Annotated in this window: 16 protein-coding genes; 7 read left to right on the top strand and 9 right to left on the bottom strand. The window is 72.5% G+C overall.

Translation table 11 applies throughout. From position 1 onward, the window contains the following. Positions 1–36 precede the first annotated feature (36 nt). Positions 37–987, bottom strand: a complete 951-nt coding sequence (locus ACZ7OH_RS24860) for a helix-turn-helix domain-containing protein (RefSeq protein WP_470282941.1) — start codon at positions 985–987, stop codon at positions 37–39. A 256-nt stretch (positions 988–1,243) separates the two neighbouring features. Between ACZ7OH_RS24860 and ACZ7OH_RS24855 the strand changes: the two genes are divergently transcribed. The 3 genes from ACZ7OH_RS24855 (at position 1,244) to ACZ7OH_RS24845 (ending at position 4,720) form a co-directional block, all read left to right on the top strand. Beyond that, positions 1,244–2,641 (top strand): hypothetical protein, encoded by a 1,398-nt coding sequence (locus ACZ7OH_RS24855; RefSeq protein ID WP_470282940.1) that lies wholly within the window; start codon positions 1,244–1,246, stop codon positions 2,639–2,641. A gap of 106 nt (positions 2,642–2,747) precedes the next feature. Continuing rightward, entirely contained in the window at positions 2,748–3,893 is a 1,146-nt protein-coding gene (locus ACZ7OH_RS24850) for an acyl-CoA dehydrogenase family protein (RefSeq protein ID WP_470282939.1), read from the top strand. After that, on the top strand, positions 3,890–4,720 hold the full coding sequence (locus tag ACZ7OH_RS24845; protein WP_470282938.1) for an HTD2 family dehydratase: 831 nt from the start codon (positions 3,890–3,892) through the stop codon (positions 4,718–4,720). Before ACZ7OH_RS24850 ends, ACZ7OH_RS24845 begins: the two co-directional genes overlap by 4 nt. On the opposite strand, the gene ACZ7OH_RS24840 is transcribed toward ACZ7OH_RS24845, so the two are convergent. Beyond that, the gene (locus ACZ7OH_RS24840) at positions 4,717–5,955 is read right to left on the bottom strand and encodes a prolyl oligopeptidase family serine peptidase (protein WP_470282937.1); all 1,239 of its coding nucleotides are present in this window, start codon (positions 5,953–5,955) and stop codon (positions 4,717–4,719) included. The two genes, ACZ7OH_RS24845 and ACZ7OH_RS24840, sit on opposite strands and share 4 nt — an antisense overlap. Before the next feature lie 26 nt (positions 5,956–5,981). Beyond that, entirely contained in the window at positions 5,982–8,213 is a 2,232-nt protein-coding gene (locus ACZ7OH_RS24835; RefSeq protein WP_470282936.1) for a molybdopterin-dependent oxidoreductase, read from the bottom strand. 74 nt (positions 8,214–8,287) lie between these two features. On the opposite strand from ACZ7OH_RS24835, the gene ACZ7OH_RS24830 reads away from it, so the two are divergent. Beyond that, positions 8,288–8,794, top strand: coding sequence for a P-loop nucleotide/nucleoside kinase family protein (locus ACZ7OH_RS24830; RefSeq protein WP_470282935.1), 507 nt, complete (start codon positions 8,288–8,290; stop codon positions 8,792–8,794). A gap of 13 nt (positions 8,795–8,807) precedes the next feature. Here the strand turns inward: ACZ7OH_RS24830 and ACZ7OH_RS24825 are convergent, their stop codons facing one another. From ACZ7OH_RS24825 to ACZ7OH_RS24815, 3 genes are all read right to left on the bottom strand, one after another. Next, complete coding sequence (locus tag ACZ7OH_RS24825) at positions 8,808–10,022, bottom strand: RNA polymerase sigma factor (RefSeq protein WP_470282934.1); 1,215 nt, start codon at positions 10,020–10,022, stop codon at positions 8,808–8,810. Then, on the bottom strand, positions 10,022–10,405 hold the full coding sequence (locus ACZ7OH_RS24820; RefSeq protein ID WP_400898975.1) for a YciI family protein: 384 nt from the start codon (positions 10,403–10,405) through the stop codon (positions 10,022–10,024). The genes ACZ7OH_RS24825 and ACZ7OH_RS24820 overlap by 1 nt, the downstream gene beginning before the upstream one ends. A gap of 157 nt (positions 10,406–10,562) precedes the next feature. After that, entirely contained in the window at positions 10,563–11,570 is a 1,008-nt protein-coding gene (locus ACZ7OH_RS24815) for an ABC transporter substrate-binding protein (RefSeq protein ID WP_470282933.1), read from the bottom strand. A gap of 1,001 nt (positions 11,571–12,571) precedes the next feature. On the opposite strand from ACZ7OH_RS24815, the gene ACZ7OH_RS24810 reads away from it, so the two are divergent. Beyond that, entirely contained in the window at positions 12,572–15,403 is a 2,832-nt protein-coding gene (locus tag ACZ7OH_RS24810; protein WP_470282932.1) for a helix-turn-helix transcriptional regulator, read from the top strand. Positions 15,404–15,450: 47 nt separating this feature from the next. Here ACZ7OH_RS24810 and ACZ7OH_RS24805 read toward each other — a convergent pair whose 3' ends face one another. After that, on the bottom strand, positions 15,451–16,602 hold the full coding sequence (locus tag ACZ7OH_RS24805) for an MFS transporter (protein ID WP_400898981.1): 1,152 nt from the start codon (positions 16,600–16,602) through the stop codon (positions 15,451–15,453). 257 nt (positions 16,603–16,859) lie between these two features. Continuing rightward, positions 16,860–17,747, bottom strand: coding sequence for a LysR family transcriptional regulator (locus ACZ7OH_RS24800; RefSeq protein ID WP_470282931.1), 888 nt, complete (start codon positions 17,745–17,747; stop codon positions 16,860–16,862). Positions 17,748–17,839: 92 nt separating this feature from the next. Between ACZ7OH_RS24800 and ACZ7OH_RS24795 the strand changes: the two genes are divergently transcribed. Then, entirely contained in the window at positions 17,840–18,685 is an 846-nt protein-coding gene (locus tag ACZ7OH_RS24795) for an EamA family transporter (protein WP_470282930.1), read from the top strand. Between the two features lie 278 nt (positions 18,686–18,963). On the opposite strand, the gene ACZ7OH_RS24790 is transcribed toward ACZ7OH_RS24795, so the two are convergent. Further along, on the bottom strand, positions 18,964–20,139 hold the full coding sequence (locus ACZ7OH_RS24790) for a glycosyltransferase (RefSeq protein WP_470282929.1): 1,176 nt from the start codon (positions 20,137–20,139) through the stop codon (positions 18,964–18,966). Positions 20,140–20,287: 148 nt separating this feature from the next. Between ACZ7OH_RS24790 and ACZ7OH_RS24785 the strand changes: the two genes are divergently transcribed. Next, positions 20,288–20,992: a glycosyltransferase family protein gene (locus tag ACZ7OH_RS24785; protein ID WP_470282928.1), complete on the top strand. Its 705-nt coding sequence runs from the start codon at positions 20,288–20,290 to the stop codon at positions 20,990–20,992. Positions 20,993–21,006 lie beyond the last annotated feature (14 nt).

Raw genomic sequence — 21,006 nt, 5'->3', positions numbered from 1 at the left:
CCTCGCGGAGGGCGCGGGCTTCGCCCTTTTCCGCGCTCAGTGCGGTGGCGGGGTCTGCAGCGCCGCCGAACAGGACGGCCAGTCGTGGAAGTCGTGGCGCGAGCTCCACAGGCGGTGCGCCGCGTCGATGTTCCAGGCCGGGTCGAACGCCTGGCGCGGCGTGCCACCGAGGTCCAGCAGGCGGGCGTCGGAGATCTGGAAGACCCCCCAGTTGCGGCTGCCGTTGGTGTTCGGCAGCACCCACAGCGGATCGAGGAACGAGGCGCAGCGGGCGATCGCGACGGCGGTGTCCGGCGCTTCGGTGAACACGGCCCGGATCCGCTGCTCCACCATGGCCGGCGACCAGCCCGCCAGGCTGGTCCGGTGGTCGTAGAGCGCGTTCTTGGTGGCGTCGTCGACCACGCCGCGGGGCGGAAGCCCGGCCAGCACCTGGAACGCGGTGACGCGGCGCAGGGTCTCCGGGCCGAACGAGCCGTCGACCGAGAGCCGTCCCTGGGCCGCGGCCAGCAGGTTCTGCACCTCGGTGACGCACTCGTCGTGCTGGCCCATGCTCACCGGCGGCTGGCAGCCGGGGGAGAACAGCACCCGGTCGGCGTACCGGCCGGGAGGCGCGCCCGACCCGTCGGCGGTGACCCAGAACAACCCGCCGGCGAGGAGGACGACGGCCGCGATGGCCACCGCGGCGTACCAGCGCCGGCGTCGCGGCGCGGGAGCCTCGACGGGCTCCGCCGGCACCTCGTCGACGCGGCCGGCGTCGGCGAGGGCCCAGAGCTGGTGCAGCTCACGGAGTTCGTCCGCGGAGGCGCCGCAGACCTTGGCGAAGGAGTGGACGACGCGGTAGTCGGCGGGGACGCTCTTGCCCGAGCAGTACCGGTGCAGGCTGGACCCGCTGGCCCCGGCCAGCCTGCCGAGCCGTTCGTAGCCCTGGCCACTGCGGTCCTTCAACATGCGCAGGTAGGCGGCGAACTTGTCCGTGTGCACTGTCACGGTGACGGGAACACCTCGCTCGGGGCAGCGGATGACGGACGGAAGTTAACACCGTCCCGCTGCCTTCCGGGCGGAAACCGGCGGATTGGGCCACTTGGCGGACCGGGGGAACGGACCGGCCCCAGCCGGTTCACCGCGGCAGAACGCACAACTCCCGGCAAAGGTTGCCGTACCGGTCCAGCGGAATGTTCCGGTCTCCCCGGACCCCGGGGGCGGTCCTAGGTTTCCCCTACAACCCAAAAGGGGGAAGAAAACCATGCCGACTGGCAGATTCACGCGGTCAGCTTCAGTGCTGGCCGCGGCACTCCTCATGACCGGGATGGCCGCCGCGCCGGCGCTGGCCGCCTCCGGGCCGAACCTCAAGGTCAGCGTCGTCGCCCAGCAGGGGCACTGGCTCCTGGGCGAGTACGTCGGGCTCGACGTGACCGTGAGCAACATCGGGGACTCCGCCGTCTCCGGTGCCTTCGGGACCGCCTTTTCGGAGTCCGGGACGGACTTCCGGGTCGACCAGCACCAGTGGGGCGACCTCGACGACAGCGGCAGCGGCGCCACCATCGCGCAGGGGGAGACCCGGACCCTCCACCTCACCGGGCAGCTCGGGTCGACGTACTACGGCGACTCCGTCGTGCACGTCGAGGTGTACGGCGCCGGCGACACCGACTACAGCGACAACGTCCAGCGGGTCACCGTGCCGCTCGCGACGGGCACCGAGCGGGTCGCCGGCGTGTTGTACGGGGACACCAACGGCGACGGCAAGCCGTCGCCCGGGGAAGCCCTGGCCGGGGCCCGGGTGCGCTTCTTCGGCGTCGGCACGACGCTCGAGATGTACACCACCACCGACGCGACCGGCCACTTCTCCTACGACGGCCTCCCGCTGACCCGGACCGCCTACCTGAGCTTCGACCAGCTGCCCGGCGGCTGGATCGCCCCGGCCCTGCCGGACCTGCGGCTGGACGGCCGGGGCGCCTACACGGCGTTGGAGGTCGCGGCCACCCGGCCGCTGTCCGACGTGCTGCACGAGACCCTCACGCTGGACAAGGCGAGCTACGCCGCCGGTGACACGGGCAAGGTGACGGTCACGCTCACCAACTCCGGCACCAAGCCGCTGACCGGTCTCTTCCTCACCTGCGACGCGGGTGGCTTCGGCTCGGCGCTGGCCGTGACCGACGACCAGTGGGGCGCGTTCGCCAACCAGCGCCGGGCGGGCTCGCTGGCCGCGGGGCAGCGGATCGTGCTGACCGCGACGGGCAACGTGCCCGACAAGGCGGCCTACACCGGCGTCACCGGGCTCGACTGCACCGCCCAGGACGGCCACACCGGCGGCGCGCCGTACGTGTCCGTCACCGCCAAGGTACCCGGCAAGGTGGCCGACTCCCACGGCCAGGTCTGGCTCGACAAGAACGGCAACAACGCGCCGGACGCCGGCGAGGGCATGGCGTACCGGAACCTGGTGCTGCTCGACAACGGCACCATCCGCGCGTACGCCCGGACCGACGCCGACGGCTACGCGACGTTCAAGGGCGTGCCGGTCGGCAACTACCAGCTGCGGGTGCTCGGCCCGTGGAAGGCGGCGGCCCCGGACAACGGCGAGCTGAACGTCGCCGCGCCGCCCTACGGTGGCGGTGACTGGGTCATGCAGTTCGTCGCCAGCTGAGCAGCGGGGTGGCCCGGGCGGTGGTGAGCCGCCCGGAACACCGCCGCGCGGCGGCTCGGGTTCGGTGGGAAGCTCGGTGCGCGACCACGTTCCGAGGAGAAAGCCCATGGATGACGCCGAACTGGCCATTGTGGACACGGTCCGCGACTTCGTCGACCGCGACGTCCGGCCGGTCGTGCGCGAGCTCGAACACGCCGACACCTACCCCGAAGAGCTCATCGAGCAGATGAAGCGGCTCGGCATCTACGGGCTGGCGATCCCCGAGCCGTACGGCGATGTGCGCGTCTCCACCGAGTGCTACGCGCTCGTGACCGAGGAACTCGCGCGCGGCTGGATGAGCCTCGCCGGGGCGATGGGCGGCCACACGGTCGTCGCGAAGCTGATCCTCACCTTCGGCACCGAAGAGCAGAAGCAGCGCTACCTGCCCCGGATGGCGACCGGCGAGCTGCGCGCGACCATGGCGCTGACCGAACCCGGCGGCGGCTCGGACCTGCAAGCGTTGCGCACGACCGCGCGCAAGGAAGGCGGCGGGTACGTCGTGGACGGCACCAAGACGTGGATCAGCAACGCCCGCCGCTCCGGCCTGGTCGCGTTGCTGTGCAAGACCGACCCGCGGGCGGAACCCGCGCACCGCGGCATCAGCATCCTGCTGGTCGAGAAGGGGCCCGGCTTCACCGTTTCCAAGGACCTGCCGAAGCTCGGCTACAAGGGCGTCGAGAGCTGTGAGATCGCCTTCGACGACTGCCGCGTGCCGGCCGACGCACTGCTCGGCGAGACCGAGGGCAAAGGGTTCGCGCAGATGATGCGGGGCCTGGAGGTCGGCCGCATCCAGGTCGCCGCGCGCGCCACCGGGGTCGCGCGCGCCGCGTTCGACGACGCCCTGAAGTACGCCCGGGAACGCGAGTCGTTCGGCAAGCCGATCTGGCAGCACCAGTCGGTCGGCAACCACCTCGCGACGATGGCGACCAAGCTGACCGCCGCCCGCCAGCTGCTGCTGCACGCCGCCCGCCGGTACGACTCCGGCGAACGCGCCGACCTGGAAGCGGGGATGGCGAAGCTGTTCTGCTCGGAGACGGCGATGGAGGTCGCTCTCGCCGCGATCCGCGTCCACGGCGGTTACGGCTACTCCACCGAGTTCGACGTCGAGCGGTACTTCCGGGACGCGCCGCTGATGATCGTCGGGGAAGGGACCAACGAGATCCAGCAGAACGTCATCGTCGGCCAGCTCGTCGCTCGCGGAGGCCTGCGGTGAACCTCCGGGACGCGGTCGCCGGCTGGCAACCTGACGCCGTCGAGACGTCCGAGGTAATCGGCGCGTGGCCGGCGACGGCGTTCGCGGCGCTGCTCGACGAACCCGCGCCGGCCGGACCGCTACCGCCGTTGTGGCACTGGTTCCACTTCCTCGAGCCGACGCCGCAGGCCGCGCTCGGCGAAGACGGTCATCCGGCGGAAGGGCGGTTCCTGCCGCCGATCCCGCACCGGCGCCGGATGATCGCCGGCGGCCGGCTGGAGGTCCGGTCGCCGATCGTCCTCGGCGACCGGATAGACCGCCGCAGCGAACTGGCCGACGTCGTGGTGAAGGAGGGCCGCAGCGGGCAGATGGCGTTCGTGACCGTGCGCCACGAATTCCGGCGCGGCGAGGAACTCCTGCTCACCGAGCACCAGGACGTCGTCTACCGGTCGCAGCCCGCCGGGCAGCGGCGGCAGCTCGCCGAGCCCGAGCCGGCCGGCGAGCCGCCGCACGAGTGGAAGATCAGCACGCCGACCGGGCCGCGGCTGCTGTTCCGGTTCAGCGCGCTGACCTACAACACCCACCGCATCCACTACGACGAGCCGTACGCGACCGGCGTCGAGGGTTACCCCGGGCTGGTCGTGCACGGCCCGCTGCTCGCCTTGCTGTTGCTGGAGATCCCGCGCCGGCACGGCGACCGCCCGGTGACGTCGTTCGAGTACCGGTTGTCCAGCCCGGTGTTCTCCGGCGCGACGGTGCTGACCCACGGGCGTCGCGAGGACGGCGGGTTCACGTTGTCCGCCATGGCCGTGGGCGGCGCCACCGCGATCACCGGCACCGCGACCTAGGTTCGGTTCCGCGCCATCCACTGCCAGACGTGGGTGCCGTGGTCGCTGGGGTCGTTGCGGGCCACGTAGATCCACGACCAGTGGCCCGGGAACTGGTGGCCGTTCCAGACGACGTGGTCGTAGAGCGTCAACGTCGAGCGCGGGATGAGGTCGTGCGCGTGGACGCTGTTGGCCTGCGGGTCCACCGTGTCGTCGTCCGCGGAGGCGACCAGCCAGGTCGGGGTGCGGATCGCGGTCAGCTCGCCGTCGGGGATCAGCGGTGGGTCGCCGGCCTTGCGGCCCGCGACGACGCCGCAGATCGGGACCGACGCGGCGAACGTGGCCGGGTAGACCGTGGTCATCTTCAGGCTCATGTAGCCGCCGTTGCTGCAGCCGACGACGTAGACGCGCCCGGGATCGACGGCTCGCGTGCGGAGCACGTCCCGGACGATCTCCTGGATGAGCGGGGCGAAGCGGGGGCCGTCGTCCATCCAGGCGGCGGTGCACTGCGGCGCGACCACGTACGCGCCCTCGAAGATCTTCTGCGCTTCCGGTGTGGCGAAGCCCAATGCGCCGCGGTTGGCGCGCAACGTCGTCTCGTTGTCGTAGTAGCCGTCGGGCAGGGACGCGCCTTCGCCGCCGCCATGCAGCCAGACGATCAGGGGACGGCGGCCGCGTCGGGGCGCGGGGGAGTACAGCCGGTACTTCATGCCGGACCGTGAGACGTGGTAGGTGAAAGCGTCGACCTCGGGGTTGGCCAGCCGGCCCTGGGTGAACCGGGTGAAGGTGACCGGCCGGCCGTGCCGCCGGAGCGGGGCGTTCTGCGTGATGGTGTAGACCAGGTCGAGCCGGACGTTGCGGCTTTTGCTGGTGATGTACCCGAGCGTGCCGCCGCCGGTCTGGCCTTCGCCGTGGCTCAGCGCGAGCACGATGTTCCCGCGGCGGTCGAGCCGCGCGGCCGTCACCGGCCGGTCGAGGTCGTAGCCGATGTCCTGCCCGCCGGTGTCGATCGGGCTGGTGGCCTTCGCGTGCACGCTGAACGTGGTGGTGGTCAGGCCCGCCGGGTCGATCGGCCCGAGCCGGGCGGTGTCGAGGGTGACGGAGGTGATCTGCTCGCCGCCGTCGAGCGTTTCGGCGTCGAGGGTGAACCCGACGCCGCTGTCCGGGGCGGCGTGGGCGACAGCGGGTAGTGCGAGGCCGGCGGTGACGCCCGCGCCGGTGATCAAGACGGTGCGACGGCTGAACGCGGTGACCATGCGAACTCCTTTGTCCGCGGGCCAGTCTATCGCCGGAAAGCGGTTTCCGGACCGTGTGTGCGCAGCGCCCGCACCGGCGGGAGCGGGCCTTCGACGCGTTCGACGTCCACCGCCGCGTGCTGACCCGCGCAGCCCTGCGACAACCGCGACGACGGGATGTCGGCGGTGAGGACGTTCGGGTTGCCGTGCGCGCACAGCGGCCCGGTGGGGTGGTCGTCGACCGGGTCGAACCACGCGCCGGTCGCGAGCTGGACCACCCCGGGCCGGAGCGCGTCGTCCAGGACCGCGCCGGCCAGGCAGGCGCCGCGGGCGTTGAACACCCGGACGACGTCGCCGGCCGCGATCCCGCGGGCCGCCGCGTCGGCCGGGTTCAGCCGGATCGGCTCGCGCCCGGCCACTTTGCCCGCCTGGCTGACCTCGCCGGCGTCGAGCTGGCTGTGCAGCCGAGTGTGCGGCTGGTTCGCGATCAGCCACAGCGGCCCGGTTTCGGTCGGTGGCAGCCAGACCGGATGGCCGGGGCAGTCCGGGTAGCCGAAGCCGGCGACGGTTGCCGAGGTGATCTCGATGCGGCCGCTGGGGGTTTTCAGCGGGTGGGCGTCGGGGTCGGCGCGGAAATCCTCGAACAGCGTGTGGTGTTCACGGCCGGGCGGCAAGCGCAGTTCGCCGTCGGTCCAGAACTGCTCGAATGTCGGTTCGTTGCGCCAGCCGTCGTAGAGGTGTTCCAGCCATTGCCGGGCGGTGCGGCCTTCGGTGAACTCCTTCTCCACCCCGAGACGGATAGCCAGCCCGGCGAAGATCGCGTAGTCGTCGCGTGCTTCGCCGGCGGGTTCGGCGATCCGGTGCATTGCGATCAGGTGGGTGTCGCGGCGGCCCGAGCCGAGGTCTTCGCGTTCCAGCGCCGTCGTCGCGGGCAGGACGATGTCGGCGTGGCGGGCCGTCGCCGTCCAGTGGGGTTCGTGGACGACCACCGTGTCCGGGCGGGTGAACGCGCGGCGCAGGCGGTTGAGGTCCTGGTGGTGGTGGAAGGGGTTGCCGCCGGCCCAGTAGACGAGCCGGGTGTCGGGGTAGCGGCGGACTTCGCCGTCGTAGTCGTAGGTCTCACCGGGGTGCAGCAACAGGTCCGCGATCCGGGCGACCGGGATGAACTCGGCGACCGGGTTGGTGCCCTGGGGGAGGTGGGGGATGCGTAGTTCGGGGCCGGTGTCGCCGACGTCGCCCATCGAGCCGTAGCCGTGCCCGAACCCGCCGCCGGGCAGGCCGATCTGGCCCAGCATCGCGGCCAGCGCGATGCCGGTCCACACGGGTTGTTCGCCGTGTTCGGTGCGTTGCAGCGACCACGTGACGGTGACCAGTGTGCGTTTCGCGGCCATTTCCCGGGCGAGCGCGACGATGTCGGGGGCCGGGATGCCGGTGATCCCGGCGGCCCATTCCGGTGTCTTGTCGTGCAGGTAGCGTTCGAACTCGGGGTAGCCGACGCAGTAGCGGTCCAGGAAACCTTTGTCGTGTAGGTCTTCTGTGGCAAGGGTGTGGGCGAGGGCGAGCATCAGGGCGGTGTCGGTGGCGGGCCGGATCGGGTACCACCGGGCGTCCACTGTGGACGGGACGTCGTCGCGTAGTGGGCTGACGAGCGCGACGCGGGCCCGCAGCCGCGCGAGGTGCCCGGGGGTGCCGTGGACGGTGACGCCGCCCGGGGTGACGAAGACGTTTTTCTCGGGCACTCCGCCGAACGCGACGATCAGTTCGGTGTGTGCGGCGATCGTCGGCCAGGTCGAGGCCTGCCGCAGCACCGCGTGGGTGTCGCCGACGACGTGTGGCAGCAGCACCGAGGAGGTGCCGTTGCTGTAGGTGTTGCGCGAGGAGGTGAAGCCGCCGATGGTGTTGAGGAACCGGTGCAGCTGGCTTTGGGCGTGGTGGAACCGGCCGGCGCTGGCCCAGCCGTAGGAGCCGCCGAAGATGGCTTGGTTGCCGTGCTCGGCTCGGACGCGGTCCAGCTCGGCGGCCAGCCGGTCGAGAACGTCGTCCCAGGGAACGTCGACGAACTCGTCGCGGCCCCGGCGATCGTCCGGACCGGGGCCGTCGTCGAGCCAGCCGCGGCGGACGGCCGGGCGCGCCACCCGGCTCGGGTGGTCCAGCGCGGCGGCCAGGTTCCCCAGCAGCGGCGACGGCGCCGGATCGGCCGCGTGCGGCTCGACCCGCAGCCGGCCATCGGGACCGACCTCGGCGGTGAAGGCGCCCCAGTGCGAAGTGCTCGGCTTCATGCCCCGACGGTAACCGTGCCGGCCGGACCCGGCGGACGAGTGGGAACTCCCGCGCCGGGCTTAGGCTGCCCCGCATGACGACGTCCGGCGCTCTGGTCGTGCTCGGCGGGCTGCCGGGCACCGGCAAGTCCACGATCGCGCGGCCGCTGGCCCGGACTCTCGGGGCCGCGTACCTGCGGATCGACACGATCGAGCAGGCCCTCGTCGACTCCGGGGAGCTGGCCGCGCGGCCGCGGGCCGCGGGGTACGTCGCCGGTTACGCGCTGGCCCGCGACCAGCTCGCCAACGGCGTCGACGTCGTCGCCGAGTGTGTGAACCCGTTGCGGCTCACCCGGGACGCCTGGCGCGCGGTCGGTCCGCGGGTGCTCGAAGTGGAGCTCGTCTGTTCCGATCCGCGCGAACACCGCGCCCGCGTCGAAGGGCGGACGGCCGACATCCCCGGCCTCGCGCTGCCGACGTGGCGGGACGTCGTCGAGCGGGAGTACGAGCCGTGGGACCGCGACCACCTCGTCCTCGACACCGCCGCGGCGTCCGCGGCCGAGTGCGTCGAGCAGGTCCTGCGGCACCTCGGCGGAAGCTGACCGGCGGGGAAACTCAGTCCAGGGCGGCCACCTTCCGCAGCAGCACCGAGCGTTCGCGCTGGTTGACGCACAGCCGGGCCGCCAGTTCCAGCTCGGCCCGCGCCTCCGGGAGCCGGCCGAGGCGGGTCAGCAGCTCGCCGCGGACCGTCGGGACCAGGTGCGACCCCGGCAGCCGGTCGGTCGCCACCAGCTCGTCCACGATCGCCAGGCCTTCCGCCGGACCCGACGCCATCGCCACCGCGACGGCCCGGTTGAGCTCCACCACCGGCGACGGCGCGACCCGGCCCAGTGCCTCGTACAGCACCACGATCCGGTCCCAGTCGGTCGCCTCGACCGACGCCGCCGTCGCGTGGGTGGCCGCGATCGCCGCCTGCAGGCCGTACGGGCCGAGGCCGCGGGCCGACGCCTTGGCCAGCTCGGCGAGCCCGCGGTGGATCGCCGAGAAGTCCCAGCGCCGGCGGTCCTGGTCCTCGAGCAGGATCGGCGCACCGTCCGCGCCCGTCCGGGCCGGGAAGCGCGCGGCCGTCAGCTCGCACAACGCGAGCAGGCCGTGCACCTCCGGCTCGTCCGGCAGCAGCGCGGCCAGCGTGCGCGCCAGGCGGATCGCCTCGTACGCGACGTCGGGCCGCAGCAGCCGGTCGCCCGAAGTGGCCGTCGAGCCCTCGGTGAAGATCACGTAGAGGACGCTGAGCACCCCGCCCAGCCGCTCCCGGCGTTCGGCCGGCGGCGGCAGCTCGAACGGCACCCCGGCCGCCGCGATCGTCTTCTTGCCGCGGGTGATGCGGGCCTGCACGGTCGGCACCGGGACGAGGAACGCGCGGGCGATCTCCTCGCTGGTCAGGCCGCCGACCACGCGCAGGGTCAGCGCCACCCGGGCCTCGGGGGAGAGCACCGGGTGGCAGCTGGTGAACATGAGCGCCAGGACGTCGTCGTCGATCCGGTCGGGGTCGACCTCGTCGTCGGTCTCCGGACCGGCCGCCAGCAGGGCGTACCGGTCCTGCAGTGCCGTCCGGCGGCGGATCGCGTCGATCGCGCGCCGCCGGGCCGTGGCCTTCAGCCAGCCGGCCGGGTTGGCCGGCGGGTCGAGCGGCCACGACACCAGTGCCTCCGCGACCGCTTCCTGGGCGGCGTCCTCGGCCAGCCCGAAGTCGCCGGTGAACCGGGTCAGCGCGGAGACGATCCGCGCCGACTCGATCCGCCAGACGGCCTCGACGTCGGCCGGTCCCATCAGTTCCGGCCGTCGGTGGCGCCGCCGGGGACCTCTTCGCTGCCGGGCACCCGCCGGACCTCGACCTTGGCGCCCGGGGCCGCCGGCACCCGCTTGGCCCATTCGACCGCCTCCTGCTTCGAGGCGACGTCGATGAGGAAGAAGCCGCCGAACAGTTCCTTGGTCTCGCCGTACGGCCCGTCGGTGACCACGGGGGTTTCGCCGCTGAAGTCGACCACGACGCCCTGGCCCGGGTCGTCCAGTCCCTCGGCCGCGACGTAGACACCGGCCTTGAACAGGTCTTCGATGAACTGGCGGCTGCTGACCATCATCTCGTCGATGTTGGCCATCATGGCGGCGTTCGACTCGTCGGTGCCCCGCATGATCAGCATGTACTGCGACATCGTGCTCTCCTCGTCCGCGGGGCCGCCTCTCGGCCCTCACCCCCTCTTGTCGAACGGGCGGCCCGCGGATCAACACGGCCCCGGAAAAACTTTTCGACGCCGGTGGCGGCGCCCGGTCCCGGGTGCGGATCGTATAGCGAGGAGGAGCCGGTACGGGTCATCTACCGGCTTGCGGTCCGATCATCGAGTTCACGTCGATCGGCTTCGGGATGACGCCGAGCTGCAGCAACAGGTCCGGCACCCGCTGCAGGCGCCGGGCGTCCAGGATCGAGCCGTAGCCCGGCAGGGTGAGCAGCTTGGCGGTGTCCTCGTCGATCTTGGCGAACCGCACGAGCAGCGGCTCGACCTTCGCGCGGTCGACCAGGGCCTCGTGGGTGGCCTTCTGCATCGCGCGCTGGAACGCGGCCAGCGTCTTCGGGTTCTCCCGGACCCACTTCCGCGTCGCTCCGTAACCGGTCAGCGGGAAGTCCTGGGTCGCGCCGGTGTTGATGTCGATCACCGGGATCGCGCCGGCCGTCTTGGCGGCCTGCGTGATGTACGGCTCCGGCAGGTACGCGGCGTCGGCCTGGCCCTGCTGCAGCGCGGCGGCGATGTTCGGCAGCGGGATCAGCACCCATTTCACCTTGCCGAAATCGACGTTGTGGTCTTGCATCACCGAGCGCGTGAGCAGATCCGACGCGGTGTTCTTGGCCGTGATGGCGATCTTGGCGCCCGCCAGGTCGGTGATTGTTTTCACCGGCGAATTCGGCACCGTGACGATCGCATTGCTCTTGGCGTTGACCGACGTCGCGTCGGCGACCAGCTGCATGTCCGCGGTGCCGGTGCCGGTCGCGGTGAAGAACGGCGGGTAGGTCGAGAACGCGATGTCGGCCTCGCCCGAGATCGCCTTCGTCAGCGAGGCCTGGCCGCTGGCGGCGATGACGGAGTCGACGTTGAGGCCCTCGGCCTTGAAGAAGCCCTCGTCCTGGGCCAGCCAGAACGGCCCGAGGTCGGTGGTGGGCAAGATCGACACCTTGAGCGTCGACTTCTCCAGGTCGCTGCTCGCCGCGGCGTTCGGCTCGGCCGCGCCGAGGGCGCCGCAGCCGGTGACGATCGTGACCGCGGCGAGGGCGAGCGCGGCGCGGCCGGCGCGAGCCCGGCCGCTGCTCCTGACGATTCCAAACAAGACCTGCTCCTCGAAGGAGGTGAGTTGATGTACCGAATCCAGCGGATTCGTGTGAAATATTCCCCGACGTCAGGCAGGCCACTGTAGGAGCCGGGACATCGCTTGACAACGCGGGATGCGCGCCGAAAACGCGAATTCACCAGAATGGCGGCACAAATTCTTGATCGACGATCTTGTTTTTGCGACCGGGCGGTCGCCGGATACTACGAATCAATGCGGCGAAATGGCGGTGGCGCCGCTGAATTCCCGGGCGGGAGGCTCTCGGGCGCGGGAATCCGGCGAGGTCGGGGGTCGGCCATTCGGCGCCCACCGGCACCGGTCGCCGATTACGGAAAGTGATGTCGGAGTGTCCGGCGGGGCTGGTCCGGCGATCTCCGGCGGCGACGCGAACCGGCTGCCCGGAGTTTACCGGCGAAGTGCGGAAAACGTGGTCCGGTGACCTCCGTCGGCGCGGAAAACAACAGGTCGGCGGCGTTCGGCGACGGCGAAACCCGGAGCGTTCACTTTTTGGAAACCGGCCGCCGCCGGCCGCCGTCGGTCCGCGTGTTCGGCGGCGTCTCGCTATTCGCGAGCGCTCGCGGGGAAAGATCGTGCGACGGAGTGTGGCCGTGTCGAAATCATCGAACGCCGCGCGCGGCCAAGAGGTCTCGGGTGCGTGCGAGAAAAGACGGAGGCGATGTCCGCCCGCGAAATACTCTCTCGATCGTCGGAGGAAACACTGTTTCCCCTTGCTTTGTCCGGATTCGCCGCGTTGTGCCGCCAAAGGCGTACACTGCGCAGGCACCCGGGACGCCCGCTGTGAGAATGGTCGACAACGCAGCATTCCTCGACGGCGGCCCGGCGGTTGGTGATCCTTCGATGCCCGGCCACGGGAATCACGCTCGGATCACGAGTCGGCGAATTTCTCGAAATTGATGTTTAACCGAGGAGAAGTCCCGGCGATCGGGGTTGGCCCGGTATACCTCTTGTTGGGGAACAACTTTTACTTCTATTATTCCGGTGTGCGGCCGCTCACGGACGGTACCGAACTGCTGGTCGGCCGGGACGGTGAGCTGTCCTGGCTGGTCGGCTGGATCCGTGATGTCGCCGCGGGCCGCGGCCACGCCGTGCTGGTGGACGGCGAGCCGGGCATCGGCAAGTCCGCGCTGGTGCGGGCCGCCTGCGCCGTCGCCGCCGATGCGGGGTGCCAGGTGTACTGGGGAGCCGGGGACGAGCTCGGGCAGGCCCTGCCGCTGCTCCCGCTCCTGGACGCCCTGGCGATCACGCCGGGCACGCGGGATCCCCGGCGGGCAGCCATCTCCAAGCTGCTGCGCGGCGGCGCCGTCGCGGGCGGAGGCGCCGACCTCGCCGCTGCCGCCTCCGAGCAGCTGATCACCCTGGTGGACCAGCTCTGCCAGGACGGGCCGGCCGTGCTGGTCGTCGACGAGCTGCAGTGGGCCGACCGCACGACGGTCGCGGTGTGGAGCCGGCTCGCCCGGTCGGTCCGGCAGCTGCCGCTGCTCCTGATCGGCGTGCTGCGCCCGGTGCCGCGCCGCGACGACCTGCGGTCGCTCTTCCGGCTCGTCGGGCCGGACGAGCGGCTGCGGCTGGGCCGCCTGGCCGACCCGGCGGTGCTCGAGCTGGTCGCGGCGCTGGCCGGCGGCAAACCGGGCGCCGAGCTGGCGCAGCTGGCCGACGGCGCGGCCGGGAACCCGTTGTACCTCACCGAACTGGTCGACGCCTTGAGCCGCAGCTCGTGCCTGGAGGTCGACACCGCGGGCGTCGTGGAGCTGACCGGCGCGGCCACGCCGGACTCCCTGCCGGAGGCGATCGCGGACCGGCTGGGTTTCCTGCCGGAGCAGGCGCAGGGCGTGCTGCGCGCGGCGGCGCTGCTGGGCGTGGGTTTCTCGGTCGCGGACCTGGTGACCGTGACCGACACCCCGCTCGCCGACCTGCTGCCCGCCCTCGACGAGGCCCGCGCCGCCGGGGTGCTCGTGGCGGCCGGGGACGACCTGGCCTTCCGGCACCCGCTGATCCGCGAAGCGTTGTACGACGAGATGCCGACGGCGGTCCGGGTCGCCTGGCACCAGGCCGCCGCCTTCGCGCTGGCCGAGGCCAGCGCCCCGGTCGAGCGGGTCGCGCGGCAGCTGCTGCCCATGGTGTCCACAACGGACAGCCGGGTGCCGGTGCCCGCCTGGGCCGTGCGGTGGCTGCTCGACGTGGCCACGCCGTTGATCGGGCAGGCGCCCGTGGTCGCGGTCGCGCTGCTGCGCCGGGCGGTGCGGGACGCGCCGCTCGACGACGCCGTGACCGGCGCGCTGGCCTGCCGGCTGGCCGACGCGTACTACCGGACCGACAACGTGGCCCAGGCCGAGCGGATCGCTTCCCGCGCCCTGGACCGCGTCCGCGACCCCGACGTGCGCGTCGACCTGCACACGACCGTCGTCCAGTGCCGCGGGTCCACCGGCCGCGCCGCCGAGTCCCTGGCCGCGCTGAACGAAGCCCTGACGCAACCCGGCCTGGAGCCGCGGCACCGGGCGAAGCTGCTGGTGCTCATCGCGCGCACGCACCGCGACCTCGGTGACGTGGAGACCGCGGGCGAGGTCGCCACCGCGGCGCTGGCGGAGCTCGGGCCGGCCGAAGACCGCTGGGCGACCGGGTGGGCGCTGCACCTGCTGAGCCTGGCCGCGATGTCCAGGGGCGACTGGGACGGTGCGTTGCCGCTGTTCGAACGCGCGATGGCGATCGTGCGGGGCGACCCCGGGCTGATCGACCTCACACTGCTGCTACGCATCAACCAGTCGGTCACCTTGGGTGCGCTCGACCGCTTCACCGACGCGCTCGCCGCCGCCGGGCAGGCGCGCGAGCTGGCCGACCGCACCGGCAGCGTCGGGCGGCTTTCGCAGGCCCAGAGCGCGATCGGGCAGATCCTGCTGGGGGCCGGCCGCTGGGACGACGCGCTGGCCGAGGTGGACGTCGTCGCGGACGACCGCAAGGAGCCGGCGGTGGTGTGCGCCGACCACGGGGTCGCCGCGATCATCCACTTCCACCGCGGCGAAACGGCCGACGCCCGCCGCCACCTCGACATCGCGGCGCTGCACGCGGAACGCATCGGCGACCAGGTCGTGGATCCGCTGGCGCGGGCCCGCGGCCTCGCGTTCGAGCACGCGAGCGCGCCCGAGCGGGCGCTGGCCGTGCTCACCGCCGCGTTCTCCAGCGAAGACGTGAGCCAGGAGCTGCTGGCCGACGCGGCCCGGCTCGCCGTGGTGACCGGCTACGAGCAGACCGTCGTGGAGATCGAGGCCCGGGTGCGCGCGCTCGCCGCCGAGTCCGCCATCCCGCACCGCCGCGCCCTGGCCATGTACTGCCGGGGCCTGCTGGAGCAGGACGGGACGATGCTGCTGCGCGCCGCGGACAGCTACCGCGACGCGGGCCGGCCGCTTTCCCGCGCCAGGGCACTGGAAGCCGCCGCGATCGCCTTCGCCACGTCCCAGGACGAAGACCGCGGTTCGGCGCGGGCCGCCTTCACCCACGCCACCGACCTGTACGCGGAGCTGGACGCGCAGTGGGACGTGGCGCGGCTGCGCGCGATCTTCCGGGCGTTCGGCATCCGCCGCGGCCCGACGGTGAAGCACCGCCAGACCACGCACGGGTGGGACAGCCTCACCCCGACCGAGGGCCGGATCGCCGCGCTCGTGGTCGAAGGCCTGTCGAACCCGCAGATCGCGGCCCGCCTCTACCTGTCCCCGCGCACGGTCGGCACGCACGTGTCGCACATCCTGACCAAGCTGGGCGTGCACTCGCGCATCGACATCGCCCGGGAAGCCGCCCGCCACCAGTCCGCGTCGGGCTGAGGGTGGGCGGCTTCCCGCGCGGTCGGCAGCCGCGCGGGAAGCCGGGCTCAGACCCCCACCTCCGGAGCGTTCCCCTGGGGCCGCACGGTGAGGGCGCGCGCCACCGGCGTCGCGGCGGTGCGGCGCGAGACGGAGATGTGCCCGCTGACCACCTGGCCGAGCAGGATCGCCAGGACCAGCACCAGCGGGGTCTGCCAGGTGCCGGTGCGCGTGTGCAGCCAGCCGCAGGCCAGTACGCCGAAGCCGGCGATGACGTACCCCACGCCTTGGACCACTGCGGACAGCGAGAGCGAGCTGCCCTTGCTGCGCAACGAGATGGTCGTCAGGACGAACGCGAGCGACCCCATGCCCGCGCCGGTGGCCACGGCCCACAGCCAAGGTGCCGCCGCCGGTGCGACGAGCAAGCCCGTCACCCCGATGACGTTGGGCGTGGCCAGGACGACGACGAGCAGGGTCTGGTTGCGCCACCGCCGGGTCCAGCCGGGGACCAGCAGCATCATGGGCAACCCCATGGCCATCGACACCGCGAGGCAGGTGCCCGCGGTCGTCGGCGAGACCCCCGCGTCGCGCAAGATTCCGGGGAGCCAGCCCATGACCAGGAACGTCACCGTCGAGATGAGTCCGAAGTGGATGGTCAGCGCGGCGGCCGGCGTCATCCCGGTGGCTTTCCGGGGGGCCACGAAGGACTCGTCGGGGGTGCGCTGCCACATCTGCATGGCCAGCAGCGCGACGATCGCCCACAGGCCGAGGGCGTAGCGCCACGAGGACGACATGACCACGGCGGGCGTGACCAGCGCGCCCGCCGTGCTGCCGAGCCCGAGCCCGAAGGTGAAGGCGGCGGAACCCTTGGCCAGCAGGGGCAACATGGTGCCGAGCACGGCGATGGACAGGCACGCCAGCGCCGTCCCGACCAGCAGTTGTGCCGAGCCCCCGAGAACCCGGCCGGCCAGCGACAACACCAGCCCGGCGAGACCCACTGAGACGGTCCGGTGGGTGCCGACCCGGCTGCACAGCCACGGTGTCGCCCAGCCGCCGAGCCCGATGGCCCACAGGGGAAGCGCGACGAGCACCGCGGCGACGAGGTTTCCGGCGACGGAGATGTCCGGCAGGGCCGCACCCAGGCTGGTCACGGCCGGGCGCAGGTTGATGGCCAGAAGGAAGATCACAACGGTGGAGGCGGTGGTGTTGGCACGAGTCATCGCTCCTCCTCGGTGTCGAGGTCGGAGCGGCGGGCCCCGTGGAACAATGCTTCGCGGAACGCGTGGATCAGACATCCGTCACCTGACGGATGCCCGGAAGGTTCGTTGCGCCTCAACGTTTCTACGTCGTTTCGCCGGACCTGCGAATGGGCGTGCATCGGCACGGCCGGGCGAAGTGGGGTGACGCTGGGGAGTCGGCGCCCGGGTAAGCGAGCTGTCAACGGCCATCCGGGCGACCGTGGACCGGCCGCGTGGTCTCAGTGCGTCAGCAGGTCGAGGACCAGCGCCAGCGGCGGCCACGCGGCGCGGCCCCGGCGGGTGCACGCGAAGGCCCGCTGCCGGACGGCCGGATCGGCCAGCGGCAGCAGGGCGACGCCCTCCCGGGTGGGCCGTCCCATCGGGAGCAGGCCGACGCCGCGGCCGAACGCCGTGATGAGGTCTTCGACGAGGTCGAGGCTGTCGGCGCGGTGCGTGACCCGGGGCGTGAACCCGGCCATGGACGCGAGCGTGCGCACCACGTCCTCGTCGGCGGTGTTGCGCGAGTTGCCGATCCAGTCGTGGTCGCGGAAGGCGTCGAAGACGGCGAGGGTGCCCGTCCCGCGCACCCGGCGCGCGTCGGCCGCCGGGACACCGAGGCCCCACGCCGTCGTCCACAGTGGACTGACGGCGACCGCGGGGTCCGTCGTTGCGGGTGCGAGGTCGTAGTCGTAGACGAGCGCGAGGTCGAGGTCGTCGGCGAGCAGCGCGGCCAGTGCTTCGGCGGGTTCGTACTCGCTGACCAGCACCCGCACGCCGGGGTGGTTCCGCGCGAGGTGGGCCACGGCCGGCAGCACCGCACGCCGGATCGCCGTGGCGAACCCGGCGACGCGGACGGTGCCCGCCGGTTCGGCGTGCGGGTCGAGGTCGGCCTGCGCGGCTTCGACGGCGGCCAGGATCGTCACGGCGTGGTCGGCCAGCCGCCGCCCGGCCGGGGTCAGGCGCACGCGGCGGCCGTCCGGTTCGAGCAGCGGCGTGCCGGCCTCCCGGGCCAGCACGGCGATCTGCTGGGAGACCGTCGACGTGGTGGTGCCGAGCACATCCGCCACGGCCCGCATCGACCCGTGGCGCGACAGCTCCAGGAGGTACCGCAGCCTGCGCGTGTCCATCCGCCGATTGTCCACGAATCCTGAATGGACTGTCCAGCATCGGCAAGTGGATGCGAACGGTGTCCGGGGTATTCCCTGGAGGCGTGCCCCCAGTGACCCGATCCGGAGCGACCCTCGCGGTCGCGGCCATGCTCTGCGTCCAGCTCGGTCTCGCCGTGTCCGTCGGCCTGTTCGACCGCGTCGGCCCCGAAGGAGCCGCGTGGCTGCGGCTGGCGTGGGCCGGCGTGCTGCTCCTCGTGGTGGTGCGGCCGCGGCCGTCGTCGTTCCGGCGGACGGCGTTCGCGGCCTGCGTGGCGCTGGGGGTGGTCACGGCCGGGATGACCATGCTGTTCATGGAGGCGGTGGCGCGGCTGCCCCTGGGCACGGCGAGCGCGCTGGAGTTCCTCGGGCCGCTGACCGTGGCGGTCACCCGCGGCCGCGGTGGCAAGAGGCTGTGGCCGGTCCTCGCCGCGGTCGGCGTGGTGCTGCTGACCGAGCCGTGGCGGGGCGGCGCGGACCTCGCGGGCGTGGGGTTCGCGCTGGCCGCGGCGGTGTGCTGGGCGGGCTACATCCTGCTGACGCAGCGGGTCGGCGACGAGGTGGCGGGCGTGCGCGGGCTGGCCGTGTCGATGCCGGTGGCCGGGATCGTGGCGACGCTCGTGTACGGGCCTTCGGTGGTCGGGCACCTGACGTGGCAGCTCCTGCTGACCGGGCTCGGCCTGGCGGTGCTGCTCCCGGTGGTGCCGTTCAGCCTGGAGATGCTCGCGCTGCGGCGCTTGACGACGGCGGCGTTCGGCACGCTCATGAGCCTCGAGCCGGCGATCGCGCTGGTGATCGGGCTGGTGGTGCTGCACCAGGTGCCGGACGTGGCCGCGGTGGCCGGGGTGGCGTTCGTCGTGGTGGCGGGGGTGGGTGCCGAGCGGACCGGCGCACGGGAGCTGGTGCGGCAGCCGGTTTGACGGCGCTGGGGTGGCGTTGGACGTGGTGGCGGGGATGCGCGCCGAGCGGACCGGTGTGTGGCAGCCGGTGCGGCGGTCGGCTTGATGGCGCTGGGGTGGCGTTCGTGGTGGTGGCGGGAGCCGGTGCGGCAGCCGGCCTGACCGCGCTGCGGCCGTGGCGCTCAGAGGGGGCTGAGCCGGTCACGCAGACGGCCTAAGTACCCTTTGCCGTCCTGCCGCTCCGACCGCGCTGAACGGACCGCTGGAAGCGTTTGCCGGGGTCCCTGAGCGCCCCCGGCTCACCGCAGGGTGTCGAGCAGCCGGCGGGCGGCCACCGTGGCTCCGTCGGTGCGCATCTCGGCACCCAAAGCCGCCGCCCGGGCCCGGGTCTCGGGCGCCAGTGCCGTGTCGAACGCGGTGCTCAGGGACTCGAACGTCGCCGTCGCGCCGTCCAGGGCCGCGCCGACCTCGTTGGCCGCCACCCGGCTCGCCCAATACGGGTTGTCCGCCAAGCGGATCGGCACCACCACCTGCGGCACGCCCGCCCGCGCGGCCGTCTGCGTCGTGCCCGCGCCGCCGTGGTGGACCACCGCCGCCAGCTCGCCGAACAGGCGCTGGTGGTTGACGTCGCCGATGGTGAAGCAGCCGGCCACGGCCAGGTCCGCCCAGCCGCGCGAAAGCAGCACGCGGTACCCCCGCGCACGGCTCAGCTCGACCGACCAGCGGGCGATGTCCGGCGCCGGGCTGATGCTGCCGAAGCCCACGTAGACCGGCGGCGGCCCGGCGTCCAGGAACGCCACCAGCTCGGGCGGCAGCGGGCGCTCGTCCACCCGCGTCCACGCCCCGGTCTGGACCACTTCGACGCCCGGGACCGCCGGTCCCAGGACCGGGTCCGCCGCCAGCCACGGCCGGTCCGAGTAGACGTGGTCGCGCACGTTGACCACCGGGGCCAGGCCGAGCGCGGCCCGGTGGCGGTTGAGCGCGTCGCGGAACTGCTCGTTCACCTTGTCGGCGTCCAGTTCCCACAACGCCGTGTTGGCCCCCTCCGGCTCCGGCCAGCCCGGCCGCGGCGGCGGCGCGTGGTGCGGCGACGGCAGGTTCACCACCGAATAAGTCACGTACACGTACGGGATGCCCGCGGCTTCGGCCACCGACCGCGCGGCGACCTGCGCCAGCCCGGCCGCGACCAGCGCGTCGCACCCTTCGGCCGCCGAAGGGAAAACTTCGAACTGCGTTTCGACGATTTCGGCCCGGTACCGGGACAGTTCGGCCGGGGTCGTCCCGCGCATCAGCGTCCGCACCGGCGGTCCGACCGGCACCGACTCGATCCCGAGGCCGGCCAGCCGGTCGGCGAACTCCTCGTCCGGCGGGACGCACATCCGCACGTCCGCGCCGAGGGCCCGCAGCTGCGTCGCGAGGGCCAGCAGCGGTTCGACGTCACCGAGCGTTCCGTATGTGGACAGCAGTACTCGCATCCGTGCGCCCTCTTCGCTTCCTCTTCGCCGACGTGATCAGTCTACGGCGCTCAAGTGAGCGCTTTCCCCTCGCGCGGAACGGTCCCCGGTGACTACTGTCGAGGCGGACAAGGGCTCCTGACCGTCAACAGAACTTGAGGGCCATTCGATGCCTGTTTCGTCCGTCCCCACCCCCGATGTTTCGATCATCCTGCCCTGCGCAGGATTCGGGACGCGCTTCGGAGCGCCGTACGCGAAGGAGCTGCACTGCCTGGCTCCCGGCGTCACCGTCCTGGACCGCAGCCTGGAGGCCGTCGTCGAGCTGGCGGCGAGCGGGCTCGCCGTCCGCGTGGTCGTCGTGTTCGGGACGCACAAGCTGGACACGGTGAAGTACCTGGCCCGCTACGCCGGGACCTTCCAGCTCGTCTTCGTCTACCAGGACGACGCGGCCGAGCCGGGGCTCGACGGCGCGATCCGCTGCGCCCTGCCGATGACGCGGGGACCGGTGGCCCTCGTATTGCCTGACATCGTTGTCAGCGGCCCCGGCAGCGCCGGGAGCCTGCGCACCGCCCTGCGGCGGACGGAGGTGGCGGGCTGGACGGTGGTCGCCGCCGAGGAGTCGGATCCGGGCACGCTGCGGCAGATGGGCGCGCTGACCGTGGTCGACGCGGGGGACGCCGTGACCGTCAAGGCGGCCGCGGAAAAGCCGGCGGATCCGTCGGGGTACAACGCGCTCTGGGGCATGGTGGCGGTCGCGGAGGACGAGGCGCACCGGCTGCCCGACGTCGTGGTGCGCGAGGCGGACAGCCCGTTGGCCGGCGCGGCCGCCCTCATGGTCGAGCGGATCGTCAACTACAACACCACCGAAGGCTGATCAGTCCAGTGTGG

Source organism: Amycolatopsis sp. NPDC114478 (assembly GCF_055633805.1).
The sequence above is the reverse complement of the archived record's forward strand: the minus strand, read 5'-3'. Positions and strand labels throughout refer to the sequence as shown.

Excerpts from the sequence above, each read along its gene's own strand:
- ACZ7OH_RS24835 (WP_470282936.1), bottom strand. The coding sequence starts at position 8,213 with ATGAAGCCGAGCACTTCGCACTGGGGCGCCTTCACCGCCGAGGTCGGT.
- ACZ7OH_RS24825 (WP_470282934.1), bottom strand. The coding sequence starts at position 10,022 with ATGGGACCGGCCGACGTCGAGGCCGTCTGGCGGATCGAGTCGGCGCGG.
- ACZ7OH_RS24850 (WP_470282939.1), top strand. The coding sequence starts at position 2,748 with ATGGATGACGCCGAACTGGCCATTGTGGACACGGTCCGCGACTTCGTC.
- ACZ7OH_RS24785 (WP_470282928.1), top strand. The coding sequence starts at position 20,288 with ATGCCTGTTTCGTCCGTCCCCACCCCCGATGTTTCGATCATCCTGCCC.
- ACZ7OH_RS24840 (WP_470282937.1), bottom strand. The coding sequence starts at position 5,955 with ATGGTCACCGCGTTCAGCCGTCGCACCGTCTTGATCACCGGCGCGGGC.
- ACZ7OH_RS24790 (WP_470282929.1), bottom strand. The coding sequence starts at position 20,139 with ATGCGAGTACTGCTGTCCACATACGGAACGCTCGGTGACGTCGAACCG.
- ACZ7OH_RS24800 (WP_470282931.1), bottom strand. The coding sequence starts at position 17,747 with ATGGACACGCGCAGGCTGCGGTACCTCCTGGAGCTGTCGCGCCACGGG.
- ACZ7OH_RS24855 (WP_470282940.1), top strand. The coding sequence starts at position 1,244 with ATGCCGACTGGCAGATTCACGCGGTCAGCTTCAGTGCTGGCCGCGGCA.
- ACZ7OH_RS24820 (WP_400898975.1), bottom strand. The coding sequence starts at position 10,405 with ATGTCGCAGTACATGCTGATCATGCGGGGCACCGACGAGTCGAACGCC.
- ACZ7OH_RS24805 (WP_400898981.1), bottom strand. The coding sequence starts at position 16,602 with ATGACTCGTGCCAACACCACCGCCTCCACCGTTGTGATCTTCCTTCTG.
- ACZ7OH_RS24830 (WP_470282935.1), top strand. The coding sequence starts at position 8,288 with ATGACGACGTCCGGCGCTCTGGTCGTGCTCGGCGGGCTGCCGGGCACC.